General features: G+C 69.4%; 22 protein-coding genes. 18 read left to right on the top strand and 4 right to left on the bottom strand.

Annotated elements, in window-relative coordinates:
• Window positions 1–39: 39 nt before the first annotated feature.
• A complete protein-coding gene (locus D7D52_RS33495) occupies window positions 40–918 on the bottom strand; it encodes a LysR family transcriptional regulator ArgP (RefSeq protein ID WP_120742867.1) in 879 nt (292 codons plus the stop codon).
• 72 nt (window positions 919–990) lie between these two features.
• On the opposite strand from D7D52_RS33495, the gene D7D52_RS33490 reads away from it, so the two are divergent.
• Window positions 991–1,608, top strand: a complete 618-nt coding sequence (locus D7D52_RS33490) for a LysE/ArgO family amino acid transporter (protein ID WP_187703071.1) — start codon at window positions 991–993, stop codon at window positions 1,606–1,608.
• A 25-nt stretch (window positions 1,609–1,633) separates the two neighbouring features.
• Here D7D52_RS33490 and D7D52_RS33485 read toward each other — a convergent pair whose 3' ends face one another.
• The 3 genes from D7D52_RS33485 to D7D52_RS33475 form a co-directional block, all read right to left on the bottom strand.
• Complete coding sequence (locus D7D52_RS33485) at window positions 1,634–2,416, bottom strand: hypothetical protein (protein WP_120742865.1); 783 nt, start codon at window positions 2,414–2,416, stop codon at window positions 1,634–1,636.
• Window positions 2,417–2,504: 88 nt separating this feature from the next.
• Complete coding sequence (locus D7D52_RS33480) at window positions 2,505–3,536, bottom strand: Gfo/Idh/MocA family protein (RefSeq protein ID WP_120742863.1); 1,032 nt, start codon at window positions 3,534–3,536, stop codon at window positions 2,505–2,507.
• An 11-nt stretch (window positions 3,537–3,547) separates the two neighbouring features.
• A complete protein-coding gene (locus D7D52_RS33475) occupies window positions 3,548–4,552 on the bottom strand; it encodes a LacI family DNA-binding transcriptional regulator (protein ID WP_120742861.1) in 1,005 nt (334 codons plus the stop codon).
• A gap of 246 nt (window positions 4,553–4,798) precedes the next feature.
• Between D7D52_RS33475 and D7D52_RS33470 the strand changes: the two genes are divergently transcribed.
• The 17 genes from D7D52_RS33470 to D7D52_RS33395 all read left to right on the top strand — a co-directional run bounded on the left by D7D52_RS33470 (window position 4,799) and on the right by D7D52_RS33395 (window position 24,852).
• Window positions 4,799–5,701 (top strand): TIM barrel protein, encoded by a 903-nt coding sequence (locus D7D52_RS33470; RefSeq protein ID WP_120742859.1) that lies wholly within the window; start codon window positions 4,799–4,801, stop codon window positions 5,699–5,701.
• A 19-nt stretch (window positions 5,702–5,720) separates the two neighbouring features.
• The gene (locus D7D52_RS33465; protein WP_120742857.1) at window positions 5,721–6,770 is read left to right on the top strand and encodes a sugar ABC transporter substrate-binding protein; all 1,050 of its coding nucleotides are present in this window, start codon (window positions 5,721–5,723) and stop codon (window positions 6,768–6,770) included.
• 20 nt (window positions 6,771–6,790) lie between these two features.
• Window positions 6,791–7,840 (top strand): ABC transporter permease, encoded by a 1,050-nt coding sequence (locus tag D7D52_RS33460; protein ID WP_120742855.1) that lies wholly within the window; start codon window positions 6,791–6,793, stop codon window positions 7,838–7,840.
• A complete protein-coding gene (locus tag D7D52_RS33455) occupies window positions 7,837–8,637 on the top strand; it encodes an ATP-binding cassette domain-containing protein (protein ID WP_120742853.1) in 801 nt (266 codons plus the stop codon). Before D7D52_RS33460 ends, D7D52_RS33455 begins: the two co-directional genes overlap by 4 nt.
• Window positions 8,638–8,650: 13 nt before the next feature.
• On the top strand, window positions 8,651–9,589 hold the full coding sequence (gene iolC, locus D7D52_RS33450; protein WP_120744661.1) for a 5-dehydro-2-deoxygluconokinase: 939 nt from the start codon (window positions 8,651–8,653) through the stop codon (window positions 9,587–9,589).
• A complete protein-coding gene (locus tag D7D52_RS33445) occupies window positions 9,580–10,473 on the top strand; it encodes a Cgl0159 family (beta/alpha)8-fold protein (RefSeq protein WP_120742851.1) in 894 nt (297 codons plus the stop codon). The genes iolC and D7D52_RS33445 overlap by 10 nt, the downstream gene beginning before the upstream one ends.
• A complete protein-coding gene (gene iolB, locus D7D52_RS33440; RefSeq protein ID WP_120742849.1) occupies window positions 10,470–11,360 on the top strand; it encodes a 5-deoxy-glucuronate isomerase in 891 nt (296 codons plus the stop codon). The genes D7D52_RS33445 and iolB overlap by 4 nt, the downstream gene beginning before the upstream one ends.
• Window positions 11,357–13,204, top strand: coding sequence for a 3D-(3,5/4)-trihydroxycyclohexane-1,2-dione acylhydrolase (decyclizing) (gene iolD, locus D7D52_RS33435; RefSeq protein WP_120742847.1), 1,848 nt, complete (start codon window positions 11,357–11,359; stop codon window positions 13,202–13,204). Before iolB ends, iolD begins: the two co-directional genes overlap by 4 nt.
• 156 nt (window positions 13,205–13,360) lie before the next feature.
• Window positions 13,361–14,860, top strand: coding sequence for a hypothetical protein (locus D7D52_RS33430; protein WP_120742845.1), 1,500 nt, complete (start codon window positions 13,361–13,363; stop codon window positions 14,858–14,860).
• A 186-nt stretch (window positions 14,861–15,046) separates the two neighbouring features.
• Entirely contained in the window at window positions 15,047–15,637 is a 591-nt protein-coding gene (locus tag D7D52_RS33425; RefSeq protein WP_162958725.1) for a vWA domain-containing protein, read from the top strand.
• 15 nt (window positions 15,638–15,652) lie between these two features.
• Complete coding sequence (locus D7D52_RS33420) at window positions 15,653–16,564, top strand: protein phosphatase 2C domain-containing protein (protein WP_120742841.1); 912 nt, start codon at window positions 15,653–15,655, stop codon at window positions 16,562–16,564.
• Window positions 16,561–18,663 carry a YncE family protein gene (locus tag D7D52_RS33415; protein WP_162958724.1) on the top strand — a complete coding sequence of 701 codons (2,103 nt, stop codon included), beginning with the start codon at window positions 16,561–16,563 and terminating at the stop codon, window positions 18,661–18,663. The genes D7D52_RS33420 and D7D52_RS33415 overlap by 4 nt, the downstream gene beginning before the upstream one ends.
• Before the next feature lie 207 nt (window positions 18,664–18,870).
• Entirely contained in the window at window positions 18,871–19,020 is a 150-nt protein-coding gene (locus D7D52_RS38260) for a hypothetical protein (RefSeq protein ID WP_162958723.1), read from the top strand.
• Window positions 19,021–19,179: 159 nt separating this feature from the next.
• Window positions 19,180–21,156 (top strand): MFS transporter, encoded by a 1,977-nt coding sequence (locus D7D52_RS33410; RefSeq protein ID WP_120742837.1) that lies wholly within the window; start codon window positions 19,180–19,182, stop codon window positions 21,154–21,156.
• Window positions 21,157–21,171: 15 nt separating this feature from the next.
• A complete protein-coding gene (locus D7D52_RS33405) occupies window positions 21,172–22,080 on the top strand; it encodes a winged helix-turn-helix transcriptional regulator (RefSeq protein WP_120742835.1) in 909 nt (302 codons plus the stop codon).
• Window positions 22,081–22,150: 70 nt separating this feature from the next.
• The gene (locus D7D52_RS33400) at window positions 22,151–23,611 is read left to right on the top strand and encodes a carotenoid oxygenase family protein (RefSeq protein ID WP_120742833.1); all 1,461 of its coding nucleotides are present in this window, start codon (window positions 22,151–22,153) and stop codon (window positions 23,609–23,611) included.
• A 53-nt stretch (window positions 23,612–23,664) separates the two neighbouring features.
• On the top strand, window positions 23,665–24,852 hold the full coding sequence (locus D7D52_RS33395; RefSeq protein WP_120742831.1) for an LLM class flavin-dependent oxidoreductase: 1,188 nt from the start codon (window positions 23,665–23,667) through the stop codon (window positions 24,850–24,852).
• Window positions 24,853–24,865 lie beyond the last annotated feature (13 nt).

The following is a 24,865-nucleotide window of genomic DNA, read 5'->3' as shown; positions in this document are numbered from 1 at the left end:
GGCACCCCGATTCGCCCCCCGTCATCCGGTACCTGGTTCTCAGCGCAACGTCTGCGCCGCCACCTCGGCGACCGTCGCCGCGACCAGGCTCAATGCCGGCGAATCCAGCTTCCACTGTTGCCAGTAGAGCGGAACGTCGACGAAAACCTGCTCATCGAGTGGGACCAACCGATCCTCGGGGCGAATCATGATGTCGGGAATCATGCCCCACCCCAGCCCCACTCGCACCGCGTCGTTGAATCCCGCCGAGGACGGGATGTAATGGCGCGGCGGATCCAGCGGCTTGCGGGTGTAGTGGCGCATGAGCCGGAACTGCAGATCGTCCTTGCGGTCGAACAGCACCACGGGCGCGCGCTCGAATGCCTTGGCGGTCGGGCCATCCGGGAACCAGGTGCGCGCGAATTCCGGTTGGGCCATCGGGTGATAGCGCATCGCGCCCAGCCGCCGCACCGTGCAGCCCTGGACCGGGGCGGCGGTGGAGGTGATGGCGGCCATGACGGTGCCGTCGCGCAGCAGGGCGGTGGTGTGCTCCTCGTCCTCGCGGTGGACTTCGAAACAGATGCCCTGCGCGGCCCGGCCGAGCGCGTCGATGACCCAGGTCTGCAGCGAATCCGCGTTCACCGCAAGAGGAATCACCACGGGGCGGTCGGTGGGCTGGTGGGCGTCGCCGAGTTCGCGGGCGGTGTCGCCGGTGAGCAGCTGGATCTGGCGGGCCAGCCGCAGCACGGTCAGCCCGGATTCGGTGGGGCGCACGGGTTTGGTGCGCCGCACCAGGATGCGGCCGGCGGCGTCCTCGAGCGCCTTGATGCGCTGGCTGATCGCCGAGGGGGTGACGCTGAGTTTGCGGGCGGCGGCGTCGAAGGTGCCCTCGCTGATCACCGCGTCCAGGGCGCGCAGTTGGTCGAGCTGCAGATCCATATTAAGGAATCGTAATGGTGCCTCAGAATCTTTAGCTGGCCTGGTACTGGACAGCTGTCCTAACTTCGAGGGGTGAACGCATCGTCGGCGGCCCTGGCGGCCATCTCAGGACTCGGTTTCGGACTCTCGCTCATCGTCGCGATCGGGGCGCAGAACGCCTTCGTGCTGCGCCAGGGCATCCGACGCGAACATGTCCTGCCGGTGGTGGCGGTGTGCATCACCTCCGACGTGATCCTGATGACGCTGGGCGTCACCGGCTTCGGTGCGATCGTGAACTCGGCTCCGCTGGTGATGACCGTGGCCAAGTACGCGGGCGCGGCGTTCCTGCTGGGCTATGCCGGCCTCGCGGCCAAGCGCGCCCTGTCCGCCGGGGGCCTGTCCGCGGGCGGCGGCGCGCCCCTGGCCCTGGGCGCGGCCATCGCCACCTGCCTGGCGGTCACCTGGCTCAACCCGCACGCCTACCTCGACACCGTGGTGCTGCTGGGCTCCTTCGCCAATACCTACGCGACCCCGGATCGCTGGTTTCTGACCGCGGGAGCCATTGCGGGCAGCCTCATCTGGTTCGTCTCGCTCGGCTTCGGCGCCCGGCTGCTGGCGCCGGTGTTCGCGAAACCCAAGGCGTGGCGCATTCTGGATTCGGTGATCGCCCTGGTGATGACGGGCCTCGCCGCGGGTTTGCTGCTCGGTTAGCCCGCGATCAGGATTCAGCCCGCGATCAGGATTGCGGTTTCCACGCCCCGATGTAGGGGCTGGTGGAGCCGTCGGCGGGCAGGCAGTAGACCGCGCGGCCGGACGAGGTCTGGGCGATGACGTCCTTCTTCAGATTGCAGATCTGGCCGGGCTCGTGCTTGCCGCTGGTGATGGGGCCGGGGCTGTCCCAGCCGTAGACCGGCGGAGCGGAGCCCGCGCGCCGCGCGCACACCAGCTGCGCGCCGGTGTTGGAGTAGCCGAACGTGCCGGATTCGGCGGCGGTGCACGGCAATCCGACCGCGGGCTTGACCGGCATCCAGAACGTGCCCGCGTCCCCGGCCACATCGCAGGTCAGCATGGTGCCGTCGGCGGCGGCCGCGGTCTGGCCGGGCTGGGTGCACGCGGCGTGCAGCACCGCCGCCGTCGTGGTCGGGGTGCTCGAGGTGGTGGAGGAGGCCGCGGTGGGCGGATCCACGGTGGTGTAATGCGTCGACGGCGGCGCGCCGGTGACAGTGACCTGATTCGACGCCGGCGGGGTGAGCACGACATGCGGTGTGTCGGGACCGGTCGCCGCGTTGGGCATGGCGTCCCAGCCGCCGCCGCGCGAGAGCAACAGCGCGCCGATGGCCGCCAGCGCCACCACGATGGTCGCGCTCAGCCCGATGATGGCGTACTTGCCGGTGTTCGACACCTTGCGGCGGGCGGGCGCGGGTTCGTGGTCGTCCCCGACCGCCGCGAACACCTCGGTGTTCTGCGTCCACAGCTCGTCGTTCGGCTGATAGCCCGGCGGTATCGAATTGCGGTTCATCCCAATAACTCTCGTTCGCTCGCCCCGTTGCGATCACGAGGCTCACCGGAGGATAAACGGGCGGACCGCCGCGCGGTAGCCGAAAGTGTCAATGGGACCGGCGAATATCCGACAACCGGACCGGGCGGCCCTGATGCCTCGACAGTTCGCACGCCTCCGCGATGTAGAACGCCTCGAGCGCCTCGGCGGCCGGGCACGGATTGGCGTGCTGCCCGGTGATCACGCCGAGGAAGGTGAGCAGCTCCTCGGTGTACGCGCCGTGGAAGCGGTCCATGAACCCCGGATACGCCGGCAGCGCCGAGGTCGGATATCCCGGTTCCACCGAACGCAGCGGGGCGCGCTCGTCGAGCCCGACCACCGCATTGCCCTTGGAGCCCAGCACTTCCAGGCGCACGTCGTAGCCCTCGCCGTTGTAGCGGGTCAGCGACACGGTGGCCAGACAGCCGTCGTCCAGGCGCAGGATCACCGCCGCGGTGTCGACATCGCCGCTGTCGGCGAAGAACGGCTCGCCGCGGTTGGCCCCGGTGGCGTACACCTCCTCGACCTCGCGGCCGCTGACCCAGCGGATGATGTCGAAATCGTGGACGCCGCAATCGCGAAACAGGCCGCCGGAGCGCGGAATGTACTCCGCCGGCGGCGGCGCCGGGTCGAGGGTGGTGGCGCGTAGGGTGTGGATCCAGCCCAGATCCCCGGCGGCGACGGCGGCGCGCGCGGCGCGGTAGCCGGCGTCGAAGCGGCGCTGAAAACCGACCTGCACCGGGACCTTCGAGCGCTCGACGTGCTCGACCACCCGCAGCGTGCCGAGAATGTCGGCGGCGATGGGCTTTTCGCAGAACACCGGGATGCCGCGATCGACCGCGGCGGTGATGAGCGCGGGATGCGAATCGGTGGCGGTGGTGATGACCAGGCCGTCGATCTCGGCGGCCAGCAGCGTCTCGATATCGTGGGCGAAGTCCACCTCGAGCTTGTCGGCGGTGGCGCGGGCGCGTTCGGTATCGGCGTCGGTGACGACGACGGCGCCCACACCGGGCAGGGCGCGCAGGGTTTCGGCGTGCGCGGCGCCGATGCGGCCGGTCCCGGCGAGGCCCACCGTGAGGCGGGTGCCCGTGGTCGAGGACATGATGGCTCCTGTCAGTCGCGGGGTGGGGCGGTGGTCGAGCGGACGACCAGCGACGGCTCCAGGCGTTGGCGCACCGGTTCGTCGCGCTGCTCGCGCAGTCGTTCGGTGAGCGCGCGCACCGCCAACTGGCCGATGCTCTTTCGCGGTTGATCGATGGTGGTGAGGGCGACGTGCCGCAGCGCCGCCAGCGAGGTGTTGTCGTAGCCGACGACCGAGACGTCCTCGGGCACCCGCAGCCCCGCCTGATCGAGCGCGGCCATCGCGCCCACGGCGTTGAAATCGTTGCCGCACACCAGTGCGGTGGGAAAACTGGTGGGGGAGAAGATGTTCAGCAGTTTGCGGACCCCCGCCGCCCCGGCCTCGTCGGTGTGCTCGCTGGGGATCACCATCGGTTCGAGGCCGTAGCGGGTCATGGCGGCGGTGTAGCCCTTGCGCCGGGGCGGGGCCGCGAAGGCCGCACCGCCGTCGAGGTGCACGATGCGCCGATGGCCAAGGGCGACAAGGTGATCCACCGCCAGCGCCGCGCCGAGTTCGCCGTCGTCGTTGACGGTGTCGACGGCCGGGCTGGTGGAGGTGCGCGAGACCAGCACCACCGGGCAGCGCGCCGCCGCCTCGCGAATCGCGGCGGCGGGCAGGACCGGTGAGAGCAGGATGATGCCGCCGGGGCGGAAGGCCAGCAGGCTTTCCAGCGCGGTGCGTTCCCGGGAGGCGCTGCGGCGGCCGGTATTGAGGATGAGTTCCAGCCCGGCCTCCTGGGCCGCCTCGTCCATGCCCTCGACCACATCGGCGAAGAAGGGATTGCGCAGGTCGGACACCATCACGCCGACGATGTTGGAGGTGCGGCTGGCCAGTGAGCGGGCCATGGCGTGGGGTTGATAACCGAGTTCGGCGGCCGCGGCCAGCACCGCGCGGCGGCGATGCTCGCTGACCTTGGGGGAGTTGCGCATGACCAGCGAGACCAGCGCCCGGGAGACGCCGGCGCGGGCGGCGACGTCCTCCATGGTCGGTCTGCTCACGGTCGCCTCCCCGCTCGAATCGGTATGTGTCGCACGCTACAGCGTTGCCAGGGCGGCAGGCAATAGAGCGCTCTAATCGGATATTCGCGGCACTGCTTCCGGCCTTCGTTTCGCCTGCAAGACCATGTTTTCCGTGGCTGCACAGCGGTTTTCGGTGCGAGACGGGCTCTTGACACGGAAGTGAGCCAGGTTACATTGTTGGAGCGCTCCAATGCTGAGTACTCACGACGGGTCAGGGAAGTGCCGATGACCGAATCGCTTCAACCACTGCGTATCGCCGCCGCGCCGATCTCCTGGGGAGTCTGCGAGGTCCCGGGCTGGGGCCACGTGCTCGACCCGGGCACGGTCCTCACGGAGATGGCCGGTCTCGGCATCGCCGCCACCGAGTTCGGGCCACCCGGGTATCTCCCCGGTGAACCGGCCGAACTCTCGAAATGCCTGGGCGGCTACGGGATCGCGCCCCTCGGCGGTTTCCTCGCCCTGCCGCTGCATCGGGAACCGGGCGCGGCGCTGGCCACCGCGCACGAGGCGGCCGCGCTGTTCGCCGCCGCCGGCGCCGAGGTCCTGGTGCTGGCCGCCGCGACCGGGCGCGACGGCTACGACACCCGCACCCCGCTCGACGAGCGGGAATGGCGCACCCTGCTCGACACCGCCGCCGCGGTCCGCGATGTCGCCGCCGGACACGGCCTGCGCGTCGCGCTGCATCCGCATGTCGGCACCCACGTGGAGACCCCCGCCGAGGTGGATCGGTTCCTGGCCGATTCGGATCTGGAACTCTGTCTCGACACCGGGCACCTGCTGATCGGCGGGTCCGATCCGGTCGAACTCGCCGTGCGCCACGCCGATCGCATCGGGCACATTCACCTCAAGGACGTCCGTGCCGCCCTCGCGGCCGAAGTCCGCGCCGGCCGTATCGAATACAGCGAGGCCGTGCGCCGCGGGCTCTATGTCCCGCTGGGCGCCGGCGATGTCGATGTCGCGGCCCTGGTTCGGGCGGTGCACGCCGCCGGATATCGCGGCTGGTACGTGATCGAGCAGGACACCGCGCTGGCTCCCGGCGACACCGCCGCGGCCGCCACCCGCGATGCTCGAGAAAGTCTGCGACACCTGGCCGAGATCGGGGCCGGTCTCGCCTCGGCTCGGATTTAGTGGGGAGGTGAAGACGACGATGTCCGCCAATCCTCGCTCGTGGCGGTGGCCCCACCGCCCGGACCGCGCGCGGTCCCCGCTGGCGCGCTCGGCGTTCCGGCCGCGCCTGTTGCGCTTGTCGCCGTGGCTCGCCGCCGCGGTCGTGCTGGCCGCGTGCAGCGGCCCGGGCGCCGACGTCACCGGAACGACCCAGGCCCCGGCCGCGGTCGGCACCCTGAAATCGGTGGCCGTGGTGACCCACGGCTCGCCCGGCGACGCCTTCTGGAACGTGGTCAAGAACGGCGCGGAATCCGCCGGCAAAGACCTCGGGGTCCGGGTCGAGTACAACTCCTCGGGCGATCCGACCCAGCAGGCCAAACTCATCGACAATGCCGTGGCCCAGGGCGTGGATGGGCTGGTGGTGTCCATGGCCAATCCGGACGCGCTGAAGCCGTCGGTCGAAAAGGCCGTCGCCGCGGGCATTCCCGTGGTCACCATCAATTCCGGGGAGGCCGAGAGCGTGCAGTTCGGCGCCCTCGGCCACGTCGGGCAGAGCGAGCGCATGGCCGGTGAATCCGCCGGCAAGCGGCTGGCCGCCGCCGGAAAACACAAGATGCTGTGCGTGATTCACGAAGCCGGCAATGTCGGAGCCAACGACCGCTGCGCCGGCGCCACCCAGGGCTTCGGCACCGCGACCACCCTGCAGGTGGACATCAACAATCCGACCGACGTGCAGTCGCGGATCAAGGGCGCGCTCGAGGCCGATCGGTCCCTCGACGCCGTGCTGACATTGAATTCGCAGATCGCGGCGCGCGCGGTGGACGCGGTGAAGGAGTCCGGCTCGCAGGCCACGGTGGCCACCTTCGACCTGAATTCCGATGTGGTGAGCGCGATCCGGGCCGGGACCCTGCTGTTCGCGGTGGACCAGCAGCAGTACGAGCAGGGCTATCTGCCGGTGGTGATGCTGAAGCTCTACAAGTCCAACCTCAACTCGGTGGGCGGTGGGCATCCGGTGCAGACCGGCCCGGCGTTCGTGGACAAATCCAATGTGGAAGCCATTGCCGCGCTGGTCGGGCAGGGCACACGGTGAGCGGGCCGGGAGAGACCGACATGACTGCGACGACAACGACCGAACCCGCGGCGGCCACCCCGCCGGACCGGCTGGCCATTCTCAACCGGCTGGTGGCCCGCCCCGAAGTGGGCGCCCTGCTGGGCGCGGTGGTGGTGTTCGTGTTCTTCACCATCGTCACCACGAAATTCCTGAAACCCCTGGGCATTTCGACCTGGCTGGACGATGCGTCGACGCTGGGGATCATGGCGGTCGCGGTGGCGCTGCTCATGATCGGCGGCGAGTTCGACCTGTCCACCGGCGTCATGACCGCCTCCACCGCGCTGATCACCGGTCTGCTGGCGGTGCACGCGGGCTGGAACATCTGGCTCGGGCTGGCGGTGTCGCTGCTGTTCGCGCTCACCGTCGGCGCGCTCAACGGCTGGGTGGTGATGCGGACGGGATTGCCGAGTTTCATTGTCACGCTGGGCACCTTCCTCGCCCTGCAGGGCCTCAATCTCGGCGTGACGCGCTGGGCCACCGGCACCGTGCAGGTGTCGGGGGTGCGGTCCGCGGGCGGCTATCAGTCGGCGGGCTGGGTGTTCGCCTCCACCACCAAGATCGGCAACGCCACCATTCAAGCCTCGGTGGTGTGGTGGATCGTGGTGACCGTCATCGCGGCGATCGTGCTGGTACGCACCCGGTTCGGCAACTGGATCTTCGCGGTCGGCGGGGCGCTGCCGACGGCGCGGGCGGTGGGCGTGCCCGCCACCCGCACCAAGATCCTGCTGTTCATGACGACCGCCTTCGCCGGCTGGATCGTGGGCGCGTGCAATCTGCTGCGCTTCGCCGGCGTGCAGGCCAATCAGGGTGTGGGACTGGAGTTTCAGTACATCATCGCCGCGGTGATCGGCGGCTGTCTGCTCACCGGCGGCTTCGGTTCGGTGGTGGGCGCGGCCATCGGGGCGCTCATCTTCGGCATGGCGCGCCAGGGCATCGTGCTGGCGGGCTGGAACAGCGACTGGTTCATGCTGTTCCTGGGCGTGCTGCTGTTCTCGGCCGTGCTGGTCAACAACGCATTCAAGAAGCGGGCGGAAAGGGTACGCCGATGACCGCGACAGACCGTGACGAGATCGCTCCGCTGATCGAAACCGTCGGCATCGGAAAGAGTTACGGCGGCGTGGTGGCGCTGCGTGACGTGTCGATGCTGGTCAATTCGGGACAGGTCGCCTGTGTGCTGGGCGACAACGGCGCGGGCAAGTCCACGCTCATCAAGATTCTCGCGGGCGTGCACCAGCACGACAGCGGGGAGTTGCGCATCGAGGGTGAGCCGCGGCGATTGTCCTCGCCGCGTGAGTCTCTGGATCTCGGCATCGCCACCGTGTACCAGGATCTGGCGGTGGTGCCGCTGATGAGCGTGTGGCGCAACTTCGTGCTCGGCTCCGAACCGGTCAAACGCTTCGGCCCGCTCGAACTGCTGGACCGCCGGCAGGCGCAGGCCATCGCCCGGAAAGGGCTGGCGGACATGGGAATCGACATTCCCGATCTGGAACAGCCGGTGGGCACGCTCTCGGGCGGGCAGCGCCAGTGCGTGGCCATCGCGCGCGCGGTGCACTACGGGGCCAAGGTGCTCATTCTCGACGAGCCGACCGCCGCGCTGGGCGTCAAACAGGCCGGGGTGGTGCTGCGGTATGTCGTGCAGGCGCGTGATCGCGGCCTGGGCGTCGTGCTCATCACCCACAATCCGCACCACGCCTATCCGGTGGGCGACCGCTTCCTGCTGCTCAAACGCGGTGCGACGCTGGGCAATTACGAGAAATCCGAGATCGACCTCACCGAGCTGACCCGGCAGATGTCCGGCGGCGCGGAACTCGAGGCGCTGCAACACGAATTGGACCGGGTGACGTAATGGGGTGGGTGTCGTGACGGAGTTGGAGGTCCTGACCGTCGGCCGGGTCGGCGTCGACCTGTACCCCGAGCAGAGCGGAGTGCCGCTGGCACAGGTGAGCACCTTCGCGAAGTTCCTGGGCGGCACCGCCACCAATGTGGCGGTGGCGGCGGCGCGGCTGGGCCGCCGCACCGCCGTGCTCACCAAGGTGGGGCCGGACGGGTTCGGGGATTTCGTGCGGGACGCGCTCGAGGGATTCGGGGTGTCCGCGCGGTATGTCGGGACAGCGGAGCGATTGCAGACGCCGGTGGTGTTCTGCGCACTCGAGCCGCCCGCCGATCCGCCATTGCTGTTCTATCGCCTGCCGATTGCCCCGGACCTCACACTGACCGACGACGAGATCCCCTGGGACGTCGTGGATTCCGTGCCCCTGCTGTGGGTGACGGGGACGGGGGTGAGCGCCGAGCCCGGGCGCACCACCCAGCGGGCCATGCTGAAGCGGCGCGCGCGGCGCGGCCACACCGTGCTGGATCTGGACTACCGGCCCATGTTCTGGCCGGACGTCGAGACCGCGCGTGCCGAGATCGGCTGGATGGTCGATCACGTGAACGTGGTGGTGGGCAACCGCACCGAGGTGCAGGTGGCCGTCGGCACCGCCGATCCGGACGAGGCCGCCGACCGGCTGCTGGCGCGTGGGGTGCGGCTGGCGGTGGTCAAGCGCGGTGCGGAGGGCGTCCTCATCGCCACCGAATCCGAACGCTGGACGGTGCCGCCGTGCCCGGTCGAGGTGCTGTGCGGGCTGGGCGCGGGCGACGGCTTCGGCGGGGCGCTGATTCACGGGCTGCTGTCGGGCTGGGACCCGCACCGGCTGGCCAGCTACGCCAATGCCGCCGGCGCCCTGGTGGCGTCGCGGCTGGCCTGCGCCGACGCCATGCCGACCGATGCCGAGATCGAGGAGATGCTGTGCACCTGACCGACGCGCGCTGGTACGACCTGCTCCACACCCGCGCCACCGATCCCGAAGCCGTCCGGCGCGCCTACGCCGACCGGCGACGGCGACCGAACCTGTTGTCGGACAAGGGAACCCTGTTCCTGGTCGCCGCCGACCATCCCGCGCGGGGCGCGCTGGGGGTCGGCGCGGACCGCACCGCCATGGCAGACCGCCGCACCCTGCTGGAACGGCTGCTCATCGCGCTGGCCAACCCGGCCGTGGACGGCGTGCTCGGTTCACCCGACATCGTCGAGGAACTGCTGCTGCTCGACGCCGTGCACGAGAAGATCGTCATCGGGTCCATGAATCGCGGCGGGCTGGCCGGCGCGGACTGGGAGATCGACGACCGGTTCACCGGCTACGACGCCGAATCCCTGGTCAAGTACCGGCTCGACGGCGGCAAAATGCTGCTGCGCCTGGTCGATTCGGATCCGGGCACCATCCCCACCCTGGAAGCCTGCGCGCGGGCGGTGTCCGAACTGGCCGAACACGGGCTGCTGGCGATGGTCGAACCGCTGCCCTACGCCCGCGACGCGGCGGGCGACCTCACCATGCACAAGGACGCCGCCTCGCTGCAGCGCGCCATCACCGTCGCCTCCGGCCTGGGCTGCACCTCAGCGTATACCTGGCTGAAAATTCCTGCGCCGGACGATGTTTCGGTGCTCGACGCCACGACGCTGCCGGTCGTGATCCTCGGCGGTGCGCCGTCGGGCGACCCGGAAGCCGATCTCAGCTCCTGGGGCGCGGCCCTGCGCCATGACGTGGCCCGAGGCCTGGTGGTCGGCCGCAGCCTGCTGTATCCGCCGGACGGCGATGTCGCGGGCGCGGTGCAGGCGGCCGCCGGCGTCCTGGAGGCGGCGAGATGAAGGATCTGCATCGGCCCGCGGGAAGTCTCTCGGACGCCGGGGATCCGGTAGTGCTGACGCCGGAGGCGGCGGGGTGGACCTACACCGGGCTGCGGGTACTGCGGCTGGCGGCGGGGGAGCGGCGGGTCGTGGAGACCGGCGAGTTCGAGGCGTTCGTGCTGCCGTTGAGCGGCGGGTGCACGGTGCGGGTCGACGGGCAGGTGTTCGAACTCGCCGGGCGGACTTCGGTTTTCACGCGGGTGACGGATTTCGCGTATGTGCCCCGGGACGCGGAAGTGGAATTGTCCACGCGCGACGGGATCGAGGTGGCGCTGCCGATGGCCCGCTGCACGCGGCGGCTGGCGCCGAAATACGGTCCGGCCGAGCAGGTTTCCGTGGAGGTGCGCGGAGCGGGGCAGGCCACGCGGCAGGTGACGAACTTCGGGGCGCCGGGGGTATGGGAGCACGCGGACAAGCTCAATGCGTGCGAACTGCTCACGCCGGACGGGAATTGGTCGTCGTATCCGCCGCACAAGCACGACGAGGCGTCGGAGTGCGAGGTGGTCAACGAGGAGATCTATTACTTCCGCATCGCCGGGCGCGACGGAATCACGCCGGGGCGGGAAGGATTCGGCATGCACCGGACCTATACGGCGGACGGGTCGCTGGACGAGAACGTCGCGGTCCGTGACGGTGACGTCTTCCTCGTACCGCACGGCTATCACGGGCCCTGCATCGCCGCCCCGGGTTACCCCATGTACTACCTGAACGTGCTGGCCGGGCCCGCGCCGGAACGATCCATGGCGTTCTGCGACGACCCCGCGCACGGCTGGGTGCGCGCGACGTGGGCGGACCAGCCGCTGGATCCGCGGTGCCCGGTCACCTCACATGAAGGACGGCTCGGATGAAGCTCACGACCGCGCAAGCCTTGGTCGCATGGATGATCGCCCAGCGGTCGGAGACCCTCGACGGACGCGAAGTCCCCTTGTTCCCAGCGGTTTTCGCGATCTTCGGGCACGGCAACGTGCTGGGTCTCGGCACCGCGCTGGCGGAGCGGCGCGACGAGATCCCGGTGTGGCGCGGGCACACCGAGGAAGGCATGGCGCTGGCCGCGGTCGGGCTGGCGAAGGCCGCACACCGGCGGCAGGTGGGCGTGGCCACCTCCTCGATCGGTCCCGGCGCGCTGAACATGGTGACGGCCGCCGGTGTGGCACACGCGAATCGGCTGCCCGTGCTGCTGCTGCCCGGCGACACCTTCGTCAGCCGCGCCCCGGACCCGGTGCTGCAACAGGTCGAGCATTTCGGCGACCCGACCATCACCGTGAACGACGCGTTCCGTACGGTGAGCCGGTATTTCGACCGCATCACCCGCCCGGAACAACTCCTCGCGACGCTACCGCAGGCGGCCCGCGTGCTCACCGACCCCGCCGAGGCCGGCCCCGTGGTGCTGGCGCTGCCGCAGGACGTGCAGGCCGAAACCTACGACTTCCCCGACGCACTGTTCGAGCCTGTCGTGCACCGCGTCCCGCGCCCGCGCCCGGATTCCCGCACCCTCGACGACGCGGCCCGGATTCTGCGCACGGCGCGTCGGCCCCTGCTGGTGCTCGGTGGCGGAGTCCGCTACTCCGGCGCGGGCGCTGCGGCTTTGGAAGTCGCTGAGCGCCATGGCATTCCGATCGCCGAGACGACCGCCGGCCGCACCCTGATCCCGCACGACCACCCGCTGTACGCGGGCCCGCTCGGCATTACCGGCGCGGCCTCCGCCAACGCCCTGGCCGCCGCGGCCGACGTCGTACTGGCTGTCGGCACCCGGCTGCAGGACTTCACCACCGCCTCCTGGACCGTCTTCGCGCCCGACGTGCGGATCGTGCATATCAACGCCGCGCGGTTCGACGCGGTCAAACACGGCGCACTGGCCGTCGTCGGCGACGCCGAAGCGACCTTGCGCGAGTTGGCGATCGCGCTGCCGGCCGACTGGCGGGCAGCAGCCGACTGGACGCCCCGCGCAACTGTGGTGCGTGCCGAATGGGACGCCCACATCGACAAGCTGCGCGCCCCCACCCCCGGCGCGCCCAGCTACGCCCAGATCGTCGGCGCGGTCAACGCCCTCAGCGATGCCACCGACTACGTCATGACCGCCTCCGGCGGCCTCCCCGGCGAACTCGTCGGCGGGTGGCGCGCCACCGGCGCCACCCCCACCATGGACGTCGAATACGGCTTCTCCTGCATGGGATACGAACTCGCCGGAGCCTGGGGCGCGGCCATGGCGCATCCGGATGGCCTGGTGACCACGCTGCTCGGCGACGGGTCGTATCTGATGCTGAACTCCGAGTTGTTCTCCGCGGCGTTCGCGGGGCATCCACTGGTCGCGGTGGTGTGCGACAACGACGGGTACGCGGTGATCGCGCGGTTGCAGGAGGGGCAGGGCGGGGCGGCGTTCAACAACTTCTACGCCGACTGCCGGAGCTATCACGCCCGGCCGCCCCGGGTCGATTTTGCCGCGCACGCGCGGGCGCTGGGGTGCGCGGTGTTCACCGCGAGCGAACTCGGGGACTTCCGGGCGGCGTACCGCGGTGCGCGTGCGGCGGCCGTAGCGCAGCGGCGTCCGGCCGTCGTGGTGGTGCGCACGCAACCGTCGGCGTGGACCGAGGCCGGCGCGTGGTGGGAAGTCGGTGTGCCGGAGCATCTCTCGGGGGGACCCGCCTTCGAGAGCGGTAAATCTCGCCAGGTACGGCAGCTGCGGCGCGACTGATCGGCCTGCTGCTGGACGCGCGATCCGGTATCCGGGCAAACCGCCACTGGGGTGACCCGCGCCCGGAATCTGTGGCAGACTCGGCGCAAACACAGCACGGCCGCGACGGCCCGCGGTGTTGTTCACAGGTACAGCTACGGGAGTTTGAAGGTCGCAATGGATCTCAGCGCCATCGAGCGCCAAGTGGCCGCCGATCGCGGGGCCGCGCGGGACCGGACGCCCGAAGCCGAGCTGGCCCTGGCCACCTCCCTGTGCGAGCTGGCCCGGGGTCTCATGGCCACCAAAACCGACCCGGCGCAGCGGGATCGCTCGCCCTCGGCGCTGGAACCCGCGCAGGAGGCCGTGCTCATCCGGCTGCGCTGGCTCACCGCCGGACACGTCACCGCGCCCTTCGCCGCCGAGGTGACCGAGGCGCTGCGGCTGTTCGAACAGGCCGCCCGGCTGATCGGCCACCGCGAGCTGGCGACCTCCACCATCCGCAACGCCTGTCAGGCGTATCGCCATGTGGCGCAGAACTATCCGCTCGCCGCGGGCGCGTCGGCCGATGCCCTGTCCAAGTGCAGCGTGTGGCTGTGCCGGCTCGACCCCAAGGCCGCCGTGGCCGCGGGCGAGGACGCGGTGCGCATCCGCGCCCACCTCTTCGCCGCCGACCCGGACCAGGCCAACCGCTACCTCGCCTCCCTCAACACGCTGCTGCGCACCCTCATGGTGGGCCGTCAGCGCAAACAGGCGCTGGCCATGTACCGCGAATGCTATGCGGGCGTCACCTCCCCGGCCATGACCCAGCGGCTGCGCGAAATCCGGGTCGAGGACATCGGATTCACCAGCAAGACCGTCACCGCCCTGCGCAAACTCGAATGCGCCACCCTCGAGCGCGCCGGCTACCTGACCCAGCAGCAGATCCTCTACCAGACCGCCGGCGACCTCGCGACCATCGAGGAGATCAACTGGCAGCTGGCCCTGGTCGGCCTCAAGCCGATCGCCGCGGGCGCGCTGCCTGACCAGCCGTCCAAACCGGTCGAGATCAGCACCTCCTTCGGCGCGCTCGCCGTGCGCTGCTCCTCCCGCAATGCCGTCACCCTGGTCCGCGCCGCCATCCTGGCCGCCTACACCGCCGACGGCGCTCAGCCCGTCGCCAGCTCGGCCTATCTCGGTGTCGACGAAAAGCATTGGAGCACACCGGAACCCGAGGTGAACGCCACCGAACGTCTTGGCGAGGACGTGGTCCTGGTCGAGAAGGTCTCCGAACACTGGGTCTCGGTGAAGAGCCTCAACTGGGAGGTGGCCCCCGTCGGCCGCCACCCCCTCGCCCGCCGCCTGTCGCAGGAATGGCCGGTGGTCACCGTCACCACCACCGAGAACATGTCCTACGAACTGTGCTGGTACGAGGCCGGCGCGGCCACCCAGTACGCCGCCCTCGGCCTCCCCGCCGCCCAGATCCCCCTCGAAAAGCCCTTGGCCCCACTGGATTTCAAGGCCCTCTCCGACTACGGCGCCGACTACGCCTCCGAAACGCAGGTCCGCTCCGCCTTCGGCAACACCACCATGTTCACCAAACTCACCTGCCTCCCCGGCAGCGGCATCCGCCAATCCGCCGAGGCCGCCCCCCTCGCCTCGCACGGCGCCAACACCCTCTACTTCGGCAACCCGGAGTAATTCGCCTGGGCGGCGCATTTTTTCGGCAACATCGATCATGCGCGAGGCGTACGCTGTGTTCGGCCGATGTCGAAAGAATGGCATCGATCGTCAGATGAGGGCGAGATGGACGAGCCACGCGGAACAGTCCTGCCGGTTTATTTCGTTGCGGACGAATCCTATTCGATGAATCACGTCGTCCCGGTCTTGAACAACGCACTAGTCGGTTTGCTGGATTCGCTCCACCTCGAGCCCATGGCTGCCGCGAAAGTCCGGTTCTGCATTATCGGATTCTCCGACGACGCCGTCTGCTACCTCGAACCCACCGATCTGCGGCACGTCGAAACCATGCCGAACCTTACGGCCAAGGCCTCCACCTCCTTCGCCGCGGTGTTCGACGCGCTACGCGAGCGCATTCCGCGGGACATCGCCAACCTCAAGTCCGACGGGTACATCGTGAACCGGCCGTCGGTATTCCTGCTGACCGACGGCGTCCCGAACGCGAACGACGGCTGGGAAGGCTCCTACCAGAAGCTGATCGAGCTGCGCCAGCATCCGAATATCCTCGCGTTCGGCATCGGAGACGCGGACCCCGGGGTGATCCGGCGGGTCGCGACCCGGCCGGAGTACGGGTTCATCGCCGCCACGGGAACCGATCCGGGACTGGCCATCACGAGATTCCTCAGCTCGCTGACGCAGTCGGTGATCGCCTCGGGCCACGCGCTGGCCACCGGGGGATCGAGCCTGCCGGTCGAACAGCCGCCGGGCTTCATCACCGTGCCGGTCGACGCGGTCTAGGAAGGTCGATCCGCCATGGCGGACGTCGATGCGGCCAGGGAATGGCCGTCGAGCCGGCCCATCGTGGTCGGCAGTCCCACACCGGAATTCGAGCCCCGCGCGGTGGACGACAGTTACCGGACGTGGCCGTATCGCCCGGATACGGTGCTGGACGGCTGGACTCGCGGGCCCTTCACGATTCGGGCGGCGTCGATGCGCGGCCACCTGCACCGCTACCAGGGCGCCCCGCGCCAGGACGATTTCGCCATAGCGGCGACCGACGAGCCGCCGCGGCTGGTCATCGCGGTCGCCGACGGAGTCTCCGCCGCACCGCATTCGCACATCGGGGCGGGGTTGGCCGTGCAGTACGCGGTCCGCTGGCTGACCCGTCCGGAGCAGTCGGCGCGCACCGACTGGCGGGTCCTCTTCGAGCACGCGGCCTGGGCGCTGATCGAACGCGCGGCCACGCTGCTGGCCACTCCCGAGGTGAATGCCGAACAGGCGGAGGCGATCGTGGCGACCACCCTCACCTGCGCCGTGTGCGCACCGCACCCCGACGGCGGCGTGCGCGTCGAGGTGGCCGGTGTCGGCGACAGCGGAGCGTGGCTGCTGCGGGAAGGCCGCTTCACCCGGATCGCCGGCGGCAAAACGGTTTCCGACGACGGGTTGACCTCCTCGGCGGTGCTGGGCCTGCCGCGAATCCCCGACGAGGTGGTGCCGGTGGAGGTCGTCGTCGAACCCGGCGCGGTCCTGCTCCTCGGCACCGACGGCTTCGGCGATCCACTCGGCGGCGGCGCCGGCGAGGTCGGCGCGCTGTTCACGACGGTGCTGGGTGCGCGGATGCCGTCGCTCGTCGAATTCGCGCACGCCCTGGACTTTTCGCGCGAGACCTTCGACGACGATCGCACCCTGGTGGCCCTGTGGCCGCGGCCGGCGGTGACCGCATGACCGGATCGGTGACCCGGTTGACGGTGTCGCAACTGGGCGCCCGCACCCGGTTGGCGCAGGGCGGACAGGGTTTCGTCTACACCGCGCCGGGGATCGCCATGCGCCAGGTCTCCGGCATGGTCTACAAGGAGTACCTCGCCACGCTACGGCCGCGCGTGGACGTGGCGGTCCTGGAATCGATGCCGGAGTTCCTGGCGCGACTTCCCGACGGGATGGAATTGCTGTCGCGGGCGGCATGGCCGTGCCGATTGGTCGAGGACGCGCCCGGCCGGGTCTCGGGGTTCGTCATGCCGAGCATTCCGGGGCATTTCTCCGTCGAAATGCAGTTGTCCGCCGGGATGAGCCGGAGTCTCGCCTCGGTTCAGCTATTGCTCAACGGGGAGGAATTTCTGGCGAACAGGCGAATAGGGTTGACGGATCGACTCCGCTATCAACTTCTCCTCGATGCCGCGCGGACATTGGATTTCTTTCACGGCCACGACATCACCGTCGGAGATCTCTCGCCGAAGAATCTGTACTTCTCGCTGTCGCCGCCGCAGGTGTATTTCATCGAGTGCGATGCCATGGCGGTCGCGGGGCGTTCGGTGTTGGAGCAGATGGAGACGCCGGACTGGCAGATAGTCGTCGGGCATCCCGGGGAGGAGAAGGCGACGGTTGCCAGCGACAGTTACAAACTCGGTCTGCTCGCCTTGCGATTGCTGGTCAGCGATCAGGTGACCACGGACTCGCGGCGGCTGCCGCTGGCCGTGCCCGCGCTGGTGCGCACGCTGATCCGCGCCGCCATCGACGAGGGACCGTCGGGCCGGCCGAAGCCCGCGGACTGGCACGACGCCCTCGGCGCGGCGGCGGCCACCGCCACGACGACGTTGCCACGAAAGCCGAAACCCGCACCACCGCAACAATATCCGCGGCAAGGGCTCGCGACGCAACCACGCCCGACGCCGACGTGGCAGGCGCCCGCGGCACCGCCGCGCCCGCCCGCCTTCCCGCCGCCGGGTTCGGGTCCACCTCCCGGATGGCCCGGGCCGCTGCCTCCACCCGGCCTCGGCACGGGCACGGGGCCGCGGTTCTCGGGAAGACAGCTGTTCGCACTGGTGGCAGTGGCGGTCGTCGGGCTGGTCATTGCCGTCCTCCTCTGGGGGACGCCGGAACCCCCTAGCCCGGGCAGTGGTCGGCCGACGACCGTCGGACCCGGAATTACCCGGACCCCCGAGACGAGTCCGGCGAATTCCGTCGCGGTCGGGAAGTCGCCGAACGGCGTCGCCATCGATCCCGGCGCGCACCTGGCGTATGTGGCCAATTCCGTCGGCAATTCGGTGTCGGTGATCGATATGGCGTCGAAGGCCGTCGCAGCGACCATCGCCGTCGGAAAGTCTCCGTCCGCGCTGGCCGTCGACACCGACGCCCACACCCTGTACGTGACCGATCAGGACGACAACACGCTCTCGGTGATCGATACGAACACTCGCGCGGTCGTCGCGACCGTCCCGGTCGGGAAGAATCCGTCCGGCGTCGCGGTCGACTTCGGCGCACACGTCGCCTATGTGGCCAACCTGGGCGAGAACTCGGTCTCGGTGCTGGATGCCACGACCCGAACGGTCACCGCGACCCTGTCCGGGTTGAAGGGTGCGATCGCGGTCGCCGTGGATCCCGGCAGTCATCGGGCCTATGTGGCCGACCGGGACAGCAACTCGGTATCGGTGCTCGATCCGGCCACGCACGCGGTCACCGCGACGATCACGGTGGGAAAGGGGCCGTTCTCCCTCGCCGTGGATCCCTTGTCGCACAACGTCTTCGTCACCAATATCAACGATCGGACGCTGTCGGTGATCGCGGGTGCGACCGGAGCGGTCACCCCGGTGACCGTCGGACCGCATTCGCTCAACAGCGTGGCCGTCGACTCCGCCACGCATACGGTGTACGCCACCGACTCGGGGTTCGGCGAATTCGCGGTCTACGTCATCGACGCCAACGCCCACACGGTGACCACCACGATCCCGGTCGCGCGAACACCCCGGGGGATCGCCGTCGACCCCGCCACCCACAACGCCTACGTCACCATCGACAACTTCGACGCGGTGACGGTGATCGCCCGATAGTGCAGGAGAAGCCATGGCGCGCAAGGCATTCATTCCCATGCGGTGTTCGCAGCGCGGACACTATCTGATGGCGCATTTCGTGGAGCGGGGTGGGAACTGGAGTCTGGTCGACGCCACCGTCTTCGACGCGGGCTCGCCGGCGCAGGCGTCCGCGCACCAGTCGCTGCGCGCCGAATTCCAGGTCAGTCCCGAATACCGGGGCTGCCCATGTGCGGCCACCGCGGCATCATTCAGTGCGGGCGCTGCCGCACCCTCGGCTGCTGGGCCGAGACCCCCACCATCACCTGTGTCGCCTGCGGCTCCAGCGGTCCGGTGCAGGGCACCATCGAACGGCTCGACGCCACCGATATCGGCTGACCCGCACCCTGGATTTGGCGGAATCAGCCATTTCTGATTCCGGATACAGTGATTCAAGTCACTCATGAACGCTACCCTGTTTTCACCCGGCTGCTCGTGCTGCACGACGAAGGGCCTCCCGGTCGCGCGAAATGCCGTGGAGAGAAAGGCGTCTCGACCATGAGTAGCACTCCGACCGCGGTGGCACCGGCCGCGGAATTTCCCCCGCCCACCCTCGTCACCGGGTTGTGGCGGCGCAAACTGCCGCACTATCCGGAGACGCCGGCCCGGTCCTGGTATCTGTTTCTGGTCGTCGTGGTCTCGGTCGCGCTGTACTACCAGCTGTTCGTCTCGGGCGCGGTGGGCAATCAGCTGATCGCCTATTTTCATCTGACCTTCGCCTACTTCGTCGGGATCTTCATCGTCGGGGCGGCGTTCGGCGCAGTGGCCTCGGTGGTGACGGGGGCGCTGGATCGATGGGGGCGGGCCAATATCGTCGCCTACGGCACGGTGGTCACCTCGTTGCTCACTCTCTTCGCGCAACCGCAGTGCACGACGAAGGAGGCCTACCTCGCCGTCTACTGCCTGATCAGCATTGTCGAGGGCGCGGTGCTGGTGGCGACGCCGGCGCTGGTGCGCGATTTCTCGCCGCAGCTGGATCGCGCCTCGGCCATGGGGTTCTGGACGCTCGGCCCGGTGCTGGGCGCGCTGGTGACCACCGAGATCTCCACCCACACCCTCGACGCGCATCCGGACTGGCAGTACCACTATCGGCTCTCGGGCATCATCTGCCTGGTGATCTCGCTGGTCGGCCTGGTCGGGCTGCGCGAGCTGAGCCCGCGGCTGCGCGACCAGATCATGGTGTCGCTGCGGGACAAGGCGCTGGTGGAGGCGCGGGCGCGCGGGCTGGATGTCGGTGCGCTGGAACGCAATCAGTGGAAGCAGATGATGCACCTCGACATCGTCGGGTCGGCGCTGGCCATCTCGATCTTCCTGGCGTTCTTCTACACCATCGTCTCGTTCCTGCCGGTCTACATGGCGACCAACTTCGGATTCACCGCCGCACAGGCCAATTCGCTGGGCAACTGGTACTGGATCGCCAGCGCCATCTCGCTGGTGCTGACCGGCATCGTGTCGGACGCGCTGAAGGTGCGCAAACCGTTCATGGTGTTCGGCGCGATCATCAGCATCATCGGCGGCTACGTATTCCTCGGCTACACCGACAAACCCGGCACCGACTACTACACCTTCGCGGTGGTCATGAGCTTCACCGCCATCGGCAGCGGCATCGCGTACTCGACCTGGATGGCCAGCTTCACCGAGACCGTGGAGAAGCGCAATCCGGCGGCCACGGCGGTCGGGCTCGCGGTGTGGGGTGGTGTGCTGCGCACCGTGGTCACCTTCGTGCTGCTGGGTCTGCTGTTCGTGGTGACGGCGGCGGGCACGCTGGTCAATTACGGGCCGCGCCTGCAGACCATCAACGCCAAATACCACGACGAGATCGCCACTATCCAGACCGTGGGCGCGGACACTCTCACCGCGCTGGGCAAGAATCCGAACGACGAGGCGGCGCAGGTCGCGGCGCTGGTGAAACTGACCGGTGACGCGCCCGCGGACGTGAAGACCACCGTCGAGCTGAACGCGAAGTACCCCGACGAGCTGGCCACCCTGCAGGCGATCGACACGACCGTGCTCGTGAAGCTGCTGACCAATCCGAACGATCCGGCCACGGCGGCGACCGCGGTCGGGCAGGTCGCCAAGAAGTTCAACATCCCGCCCGACCAGGCGGCCGCGCGCATCACAGCGGCCTCGAAGGTGCCGGTGGACCAGCTGGCCGTGGCCTCGCAGACCGGCCCGGGCCTGACCGCCGCGAGCGCGAAACTCAAAGCGGTGAGCGCCATTCCGGCGGATGACCTGGCCTACCTGTCGGCGCACGGCAAGGATGTGCAGCGGGCCCAGGCGGATTCGCCCAAACAGTGGAAGCGCTGGTGGTGGATCTGCCTGATCGCGCAGATCTGCTTCATCCCGTTCGTGTTCATCATGGCCGGGCACTGGAGCCCGCGGAAGGCGGCCGAGGAAGCGGCCGAACACGATGCGGCCGTGCAGCGGGAACTGGAGACGATGTCGGTGCAGCCCATGGTGGCCAGCCGCGAATGAACTACAGTTGACGAAGTGACGAATTCGGTGGCCGCGACCTTCGATCTGCTCGGTGATCGGCTGACGCTGACGATCCTGCGGCACGCCTTCGTCGATCACGCGCGCCGGTTCACCCAGTGGGCCGACCGCACCGCCGCGCCGCCCGCCGTGCTCACCGCCCGGCTGGCGGCGCTCGTCGATGCCGGGGTGCTCGAGCGCGTCCCGGTCCCGGACGGCGGCCGGGCGGGCGCGACCGAATACCGGCTCACCGAACTGGGGTCGGCGACCTGGGAGATCCTGGTGTGCGTCTGGTCCTGGCAGCGCGAGTGGACCGGCGAATGGGCGTTGCTGCCGGAATTCACGCATACCGCGTGCGGGCATCGCGGGCCGCCGACGGTGATGTGCCGCGGCTGCGGACGCGATGTCACCGCCCACGACACCGCCGTCGAGATGGATCGGGATGCGTTGTGGCAGCTGACTTCCGGGCGCCGGCGCTCGACGGCTGGTCCCGCCCGCGGTGACGCGCGATTCGACGAGATCATGGAGGCGATCGGCGACCGGTGGAGCGCGGCCGTCACCGGGCTGGCGCTGGCGGGGGTGCGGCGATTCTCGGATTTCCGTGCGGCACTGCACATGTCGCCGACCACGCTGACCGAGCGGCTGGCGCGGCTGGTCGAGGCGGGCATCCTGCACCGGCCCGAGGCGCGCGAATACCGGCTGACGCCGCGGGGCCGGGCGCTGTTCGGGGTCTTCGCCTTCCTGCTGGCGTGGTCGGCGCGCGCGCATCCGGAGACCCCGGAACCCGGATTGCTCATCCGGCACAAGGAATGTGGTGCGGTGCTGGTGCCCGCGCTGCGCTGCCGGGGGTGCGGCGCGGTGCTGGGCCGCCGGGACGTGCGGTTCGAGCCCGCGCCCACACATGCCGCTCTTGACAGTCCTCGGTGAGACGCGTATCACTTCATTAACTGTAGTGAATCTCGCCGGGTGCTCACCGCCCGGTCGCTGGAGGCTCCCCGTGCCGCTCAACGAAGAACTCATAGCGCCCGCCGCCGAGGCGCTCACCAACCCCTACCTGGAAGGTCCCTACGCCCCCACCGCGCAGGAGACCACCGCCACGAATCCGACCGTCCTGCACGGCGAAATCCCCGCCGACCTGGACGGCGTGTACGTGCGCAACGGCCCCAATCCGCAGTTCGCGCCGCTGGGCCGCTACCACTGGTTCGACGGCGACGGCATGCTGCACGCGGTGCATTTCGAGTCCGGCCGTGCCACGTATCGCAACCGCTTCATCCGCACCGTCGAATTCGAGGCCGAGCACGCGGCGGGAACTGCCCTGTGGCGCGGCGTGATCGAGCCGTGGGACAGCAACCCGGCGGGCGATCGGCGCGAACGCAATTCCGCCAATACCGATCTCGTCTACCACCACGGCAACCTGCTGGCCCTGTGGTACCGCGCGGGCAAACCCTATGCGCTCGACCCGGTCAGCCTCGAGACCCGCGGCGTCGACACCTTCCACGGCACCCTGCGCGGCGAGGTGTCCGCGCACGCCAAGGTGGACGAGCGCACCGAGGAGCTGCTGTTCTTCGACTACGGCATCCACTCGCCGTACCTGCGCTACGGCGTCGCCGATCCCGACGGCACGGTCAAGCATTTCACCGGGCTCGAACTGCCGGGCCCGCGGTTGCCGCACGATATGGCCATCACCGAGAACCATTCGATCCTCATGGATCTGCCGCTCTACAACGATCCGCGGGCGGCCGCGGCGGGCCGGTTCAAGATCTTCTTCGATCGCACGCTGCCCAGCCGGTTCGCGGTGCTGCCGCGCTATGGCGATGGGGCGCAGGCGAAATGGTTCGAGGCCGAACCCGGCTACATCTACCACACCGTCAACTCCTGGGAGGAGGGTGAGGAGATCGTGCTGGTGGTGTGCCGGGTCTCCGAGCCCAGCCCGGTGTCGGATCGCGCGCACCCGCTCGCTCAGTTGCTGGCGTATCTGCGGCCGGAGGCGAAGCTGTACCGGTATCGGTTCAATCTGCGCACCGGGGCCACCGCCGAGGAGGCCATGGACGACGTGAACACCGAATTCCCGGCCGTCGACCAGGGTTCGACGGGCCATGGCGGCCGGTATTCCTATCAGATGCGGCTGTCGGTGGACCGCACCATGATCTTCGACGCCATCCTCAAGTACGACATCCGCACCGGCGCAAAGGAAACCGTGCCCTTCGGCGACGGCATCTTCGGCAGCGAGCTGACCGTGGTGCCGCGCGCCGGCGGCGCCTCCGAAGATGACGCCTGGCTGACCATGTTCGCGCACAACAACCACACCGGCCTGGGCGAGGTATGGGTCTACGACGCCGCCGATCTCACCGCCGGCCCGGTCTGCCGACTGGGTCTGCCCGTGCGGGTGCCGCTCGGCTTCCACGCCACCTGGGTCAGCGGCGAGCGCATGCGGGCGGCCGCCCGTCCCGTTCAGTGAGCGGTCGGCCCGTTTCACGAAATCGGATACGTCCCATCAAATAGGTTGTCCGCGTGACTGTTCCACATCTCAGCGTCAGTCTTCCCTATTGGCAGAACCGAGCTCCCCTCGACGCCCTCCAGGTGGCCGCGGCCGCCGAGGAACTCGGCTATCACCGGCTGTGGATCGGGGAAATGGCCACCTTCGACGCGTTCGCCCTGGCCACCGCCATCGGGCAGGGCGCGGGGCGTATCCCGTTGTGCCTGGGGCCCTTGCCGATCGGGGTCCGCAGTCCGGCGACCATCGCGCTGGGGGCGGCCTCCGTCGCCGCGCTCACCGGGCGTCCGGTCGATGTGGCGCTGGGGACCTCCAGCACCATTGTCGTCCGGGACTGGCACGGCCGGCGGCGGCATCGCACCGCACGGCATCTGGACGAGGCCACGCGCATCGTCCGCGCGCTGCTGGCCGGTGAGAAGGTCGAGTACGACGGCCTGATCGAGCGGATCCGCGGGTTCCGACTACGACTACCCGCGCTGCGGGCGAGCTTGTCGGCCACCGTGCTCGGCAGCGGCGGATCCGGCGAATTCGGTCTGGCCAGTGTCGGATCGGCGCACGGGCGGGCGGCCACCAATGGCCATGGCCCGGCGGCGGATCGGCCGGCGACGGAGGCGGATCGGTCGGCCGGCTCGGCGCTGGAGCCCACGCGGGCGAGCGCCGGCGGCGAAATCGTGGTGGCGGCCTTCGGGAATCGCGCGCTCGAGGTCGCCGCGCGGGTCGCGGATCGAGCCGTGCTCAACCTGGTCACGCCGGCCCAGGCGGCTCGCTGTGTCACGGCGGTAAGGGAATTCGCCGCCACGTCGGGCCGCCCGGCGCCGCCGGTCTCGGTGTGGGTGACCGCGGCGTTCGAGCCCGATGCCGAGATGCTCGCCACCGTCCGGCAGGCCGTCGTCGCCTACCTGCGCGCCCCCGGGTACGACACCATGTTCACCGAGGCGGGCTTCGGCGACGTCGTCCAGCTCGCCCACCGCGGTGCGCACCCGCGCGAGCTGCTCGCGGCGATCCCCGACGAATTGCCCGCGACCGTCGGCATGTTCGGCGATGCGGCGGCGTTGACCGCGCGCCTGCGGCAGTACCGTGACGCGGGCGTCGACGAGGTGGTGATCGTGCCGGTGACCACCGCCGCCGATCCGGCGGGGCATGCCACCCTCGCGGCGCTGGCCGGAATCCACGGCGAGGCGCGGGGATCGACCGATGACCACTGAGCTCCCTCGCACC

This window comes from Nocardia yunnanensis (assembly GCF_003626895.1).
Lineage (GTDB): Bacteria > Actinomycetota > Actinomycetes > Mycobacteriales > Mycobacteriaceae > Nocardia > Nocardia yunnanensis.
Note: the sequence above shows the minus strand (reverse complement) of the source record. Positions and strands in the feature narration are given on the sequence as shown.

Excerpts from the sequence above, each read along its gene's own strand:
- D7D52_RS33465 (WP_120742857.1), top strand. The coding sequence starts at position 5,721 with ATGTCCGCCAATCCTCGCTCGTGGCGGTGGCCCCACCGCCCGGACCGC.
- D7D52_RS33415 (WP_162958724.1), top strand. The coding sequence starts at position 16,561 with ATGACCGGATCGGTGACCCGGTTGACGGTGTCGCAACTGGGCGCCCGC.
- D7D52_RS33485 (WP_120742865.1), bottom strand. The coding sequence starts at position 2,416 with ATGAACCGCAATTCGATACCGCCGGGCTATCAGCCGAACGACGAGCTG.
- iolD (WP_120742847.1), top strand. The coding sequence starts at position 11,357 with ATGAAGCTCACGACCGCGCAAGCCTTGGTCGCATGGATGATCGCCCAG.
- iolB (WP_120742849.1), top strand. The coding sequence starts at position 10,470 with ATGAAGGATCTGCATCGGCCCGCGGGAAGTCTCTCGGACGCCGGGGAT.
- D7D52_RS33430 (WP_120742845.1), top strand. The coding sequence starts at position 13,361 with ATGGATCTCAGCGCCATCGAGCGCCAAGTGGCCGCCGATCGCGGGGCC.
- D7D52_RS33460 (WP_120742855.1), top strand. The coding sequence starts at position 6,791 with ATGACTGCGACGACAACGACCGAACCCGCGGCGGCCACCCCGCCGGAC.
- D7D52_RS33455 (WP_120742853.1), top strand. The coding sequence starts at position 7,837 with ATGACCGCGACAGACCGTGACGAGATCGCTCCGCTGATCGAAACCGTC.
- D7D52_RS33420 (WP_120742841.1), top strand. The coding sequence starts at position 15,653 with ATGGCGGACGTCGATGCGGCCAGGGAATGGCCGTCGAGCCGGCCCATC.
- D7D52_RS33410 (WP_120742837.1), top strand. The coding sequence starts at position 19,180 with ATGAGTAGCACTCCGACCGCGGTGGCACCGGCCGCGGAATTTCCCCCG.
- D7D52_RS38260 (WP_162958723.1), top strand. The coding sequence starts at position 18,871 with ATGTGCGGCCACCGCGGCATCATTCAGTGCGGGCGCTGCCGCACCCTC.
- D7D52_RS33480 (WP_120742863.1), bottom strand. The coding sequence starts at position 3,536 with ATGTCCTCGACCACGGGCACCCGCCTCACGGTGGGCCTCGCCGGGACC.
- D7D52_RS33495 (WP_120742867.1), bottom strand. The coding sequence starts at position 918 with ATGGATCTGCAGCTCGACCAACTGCGCGCCCTGGACGCGGTGATCAGC.
- D7D52_RS33470 (WP_120742859.1), top strand. The coding sequence starts at position 4,799 with ATGACCGAATCGCTTCAACCACTGCGTATCGCCGCCGCGCCGATCTCC.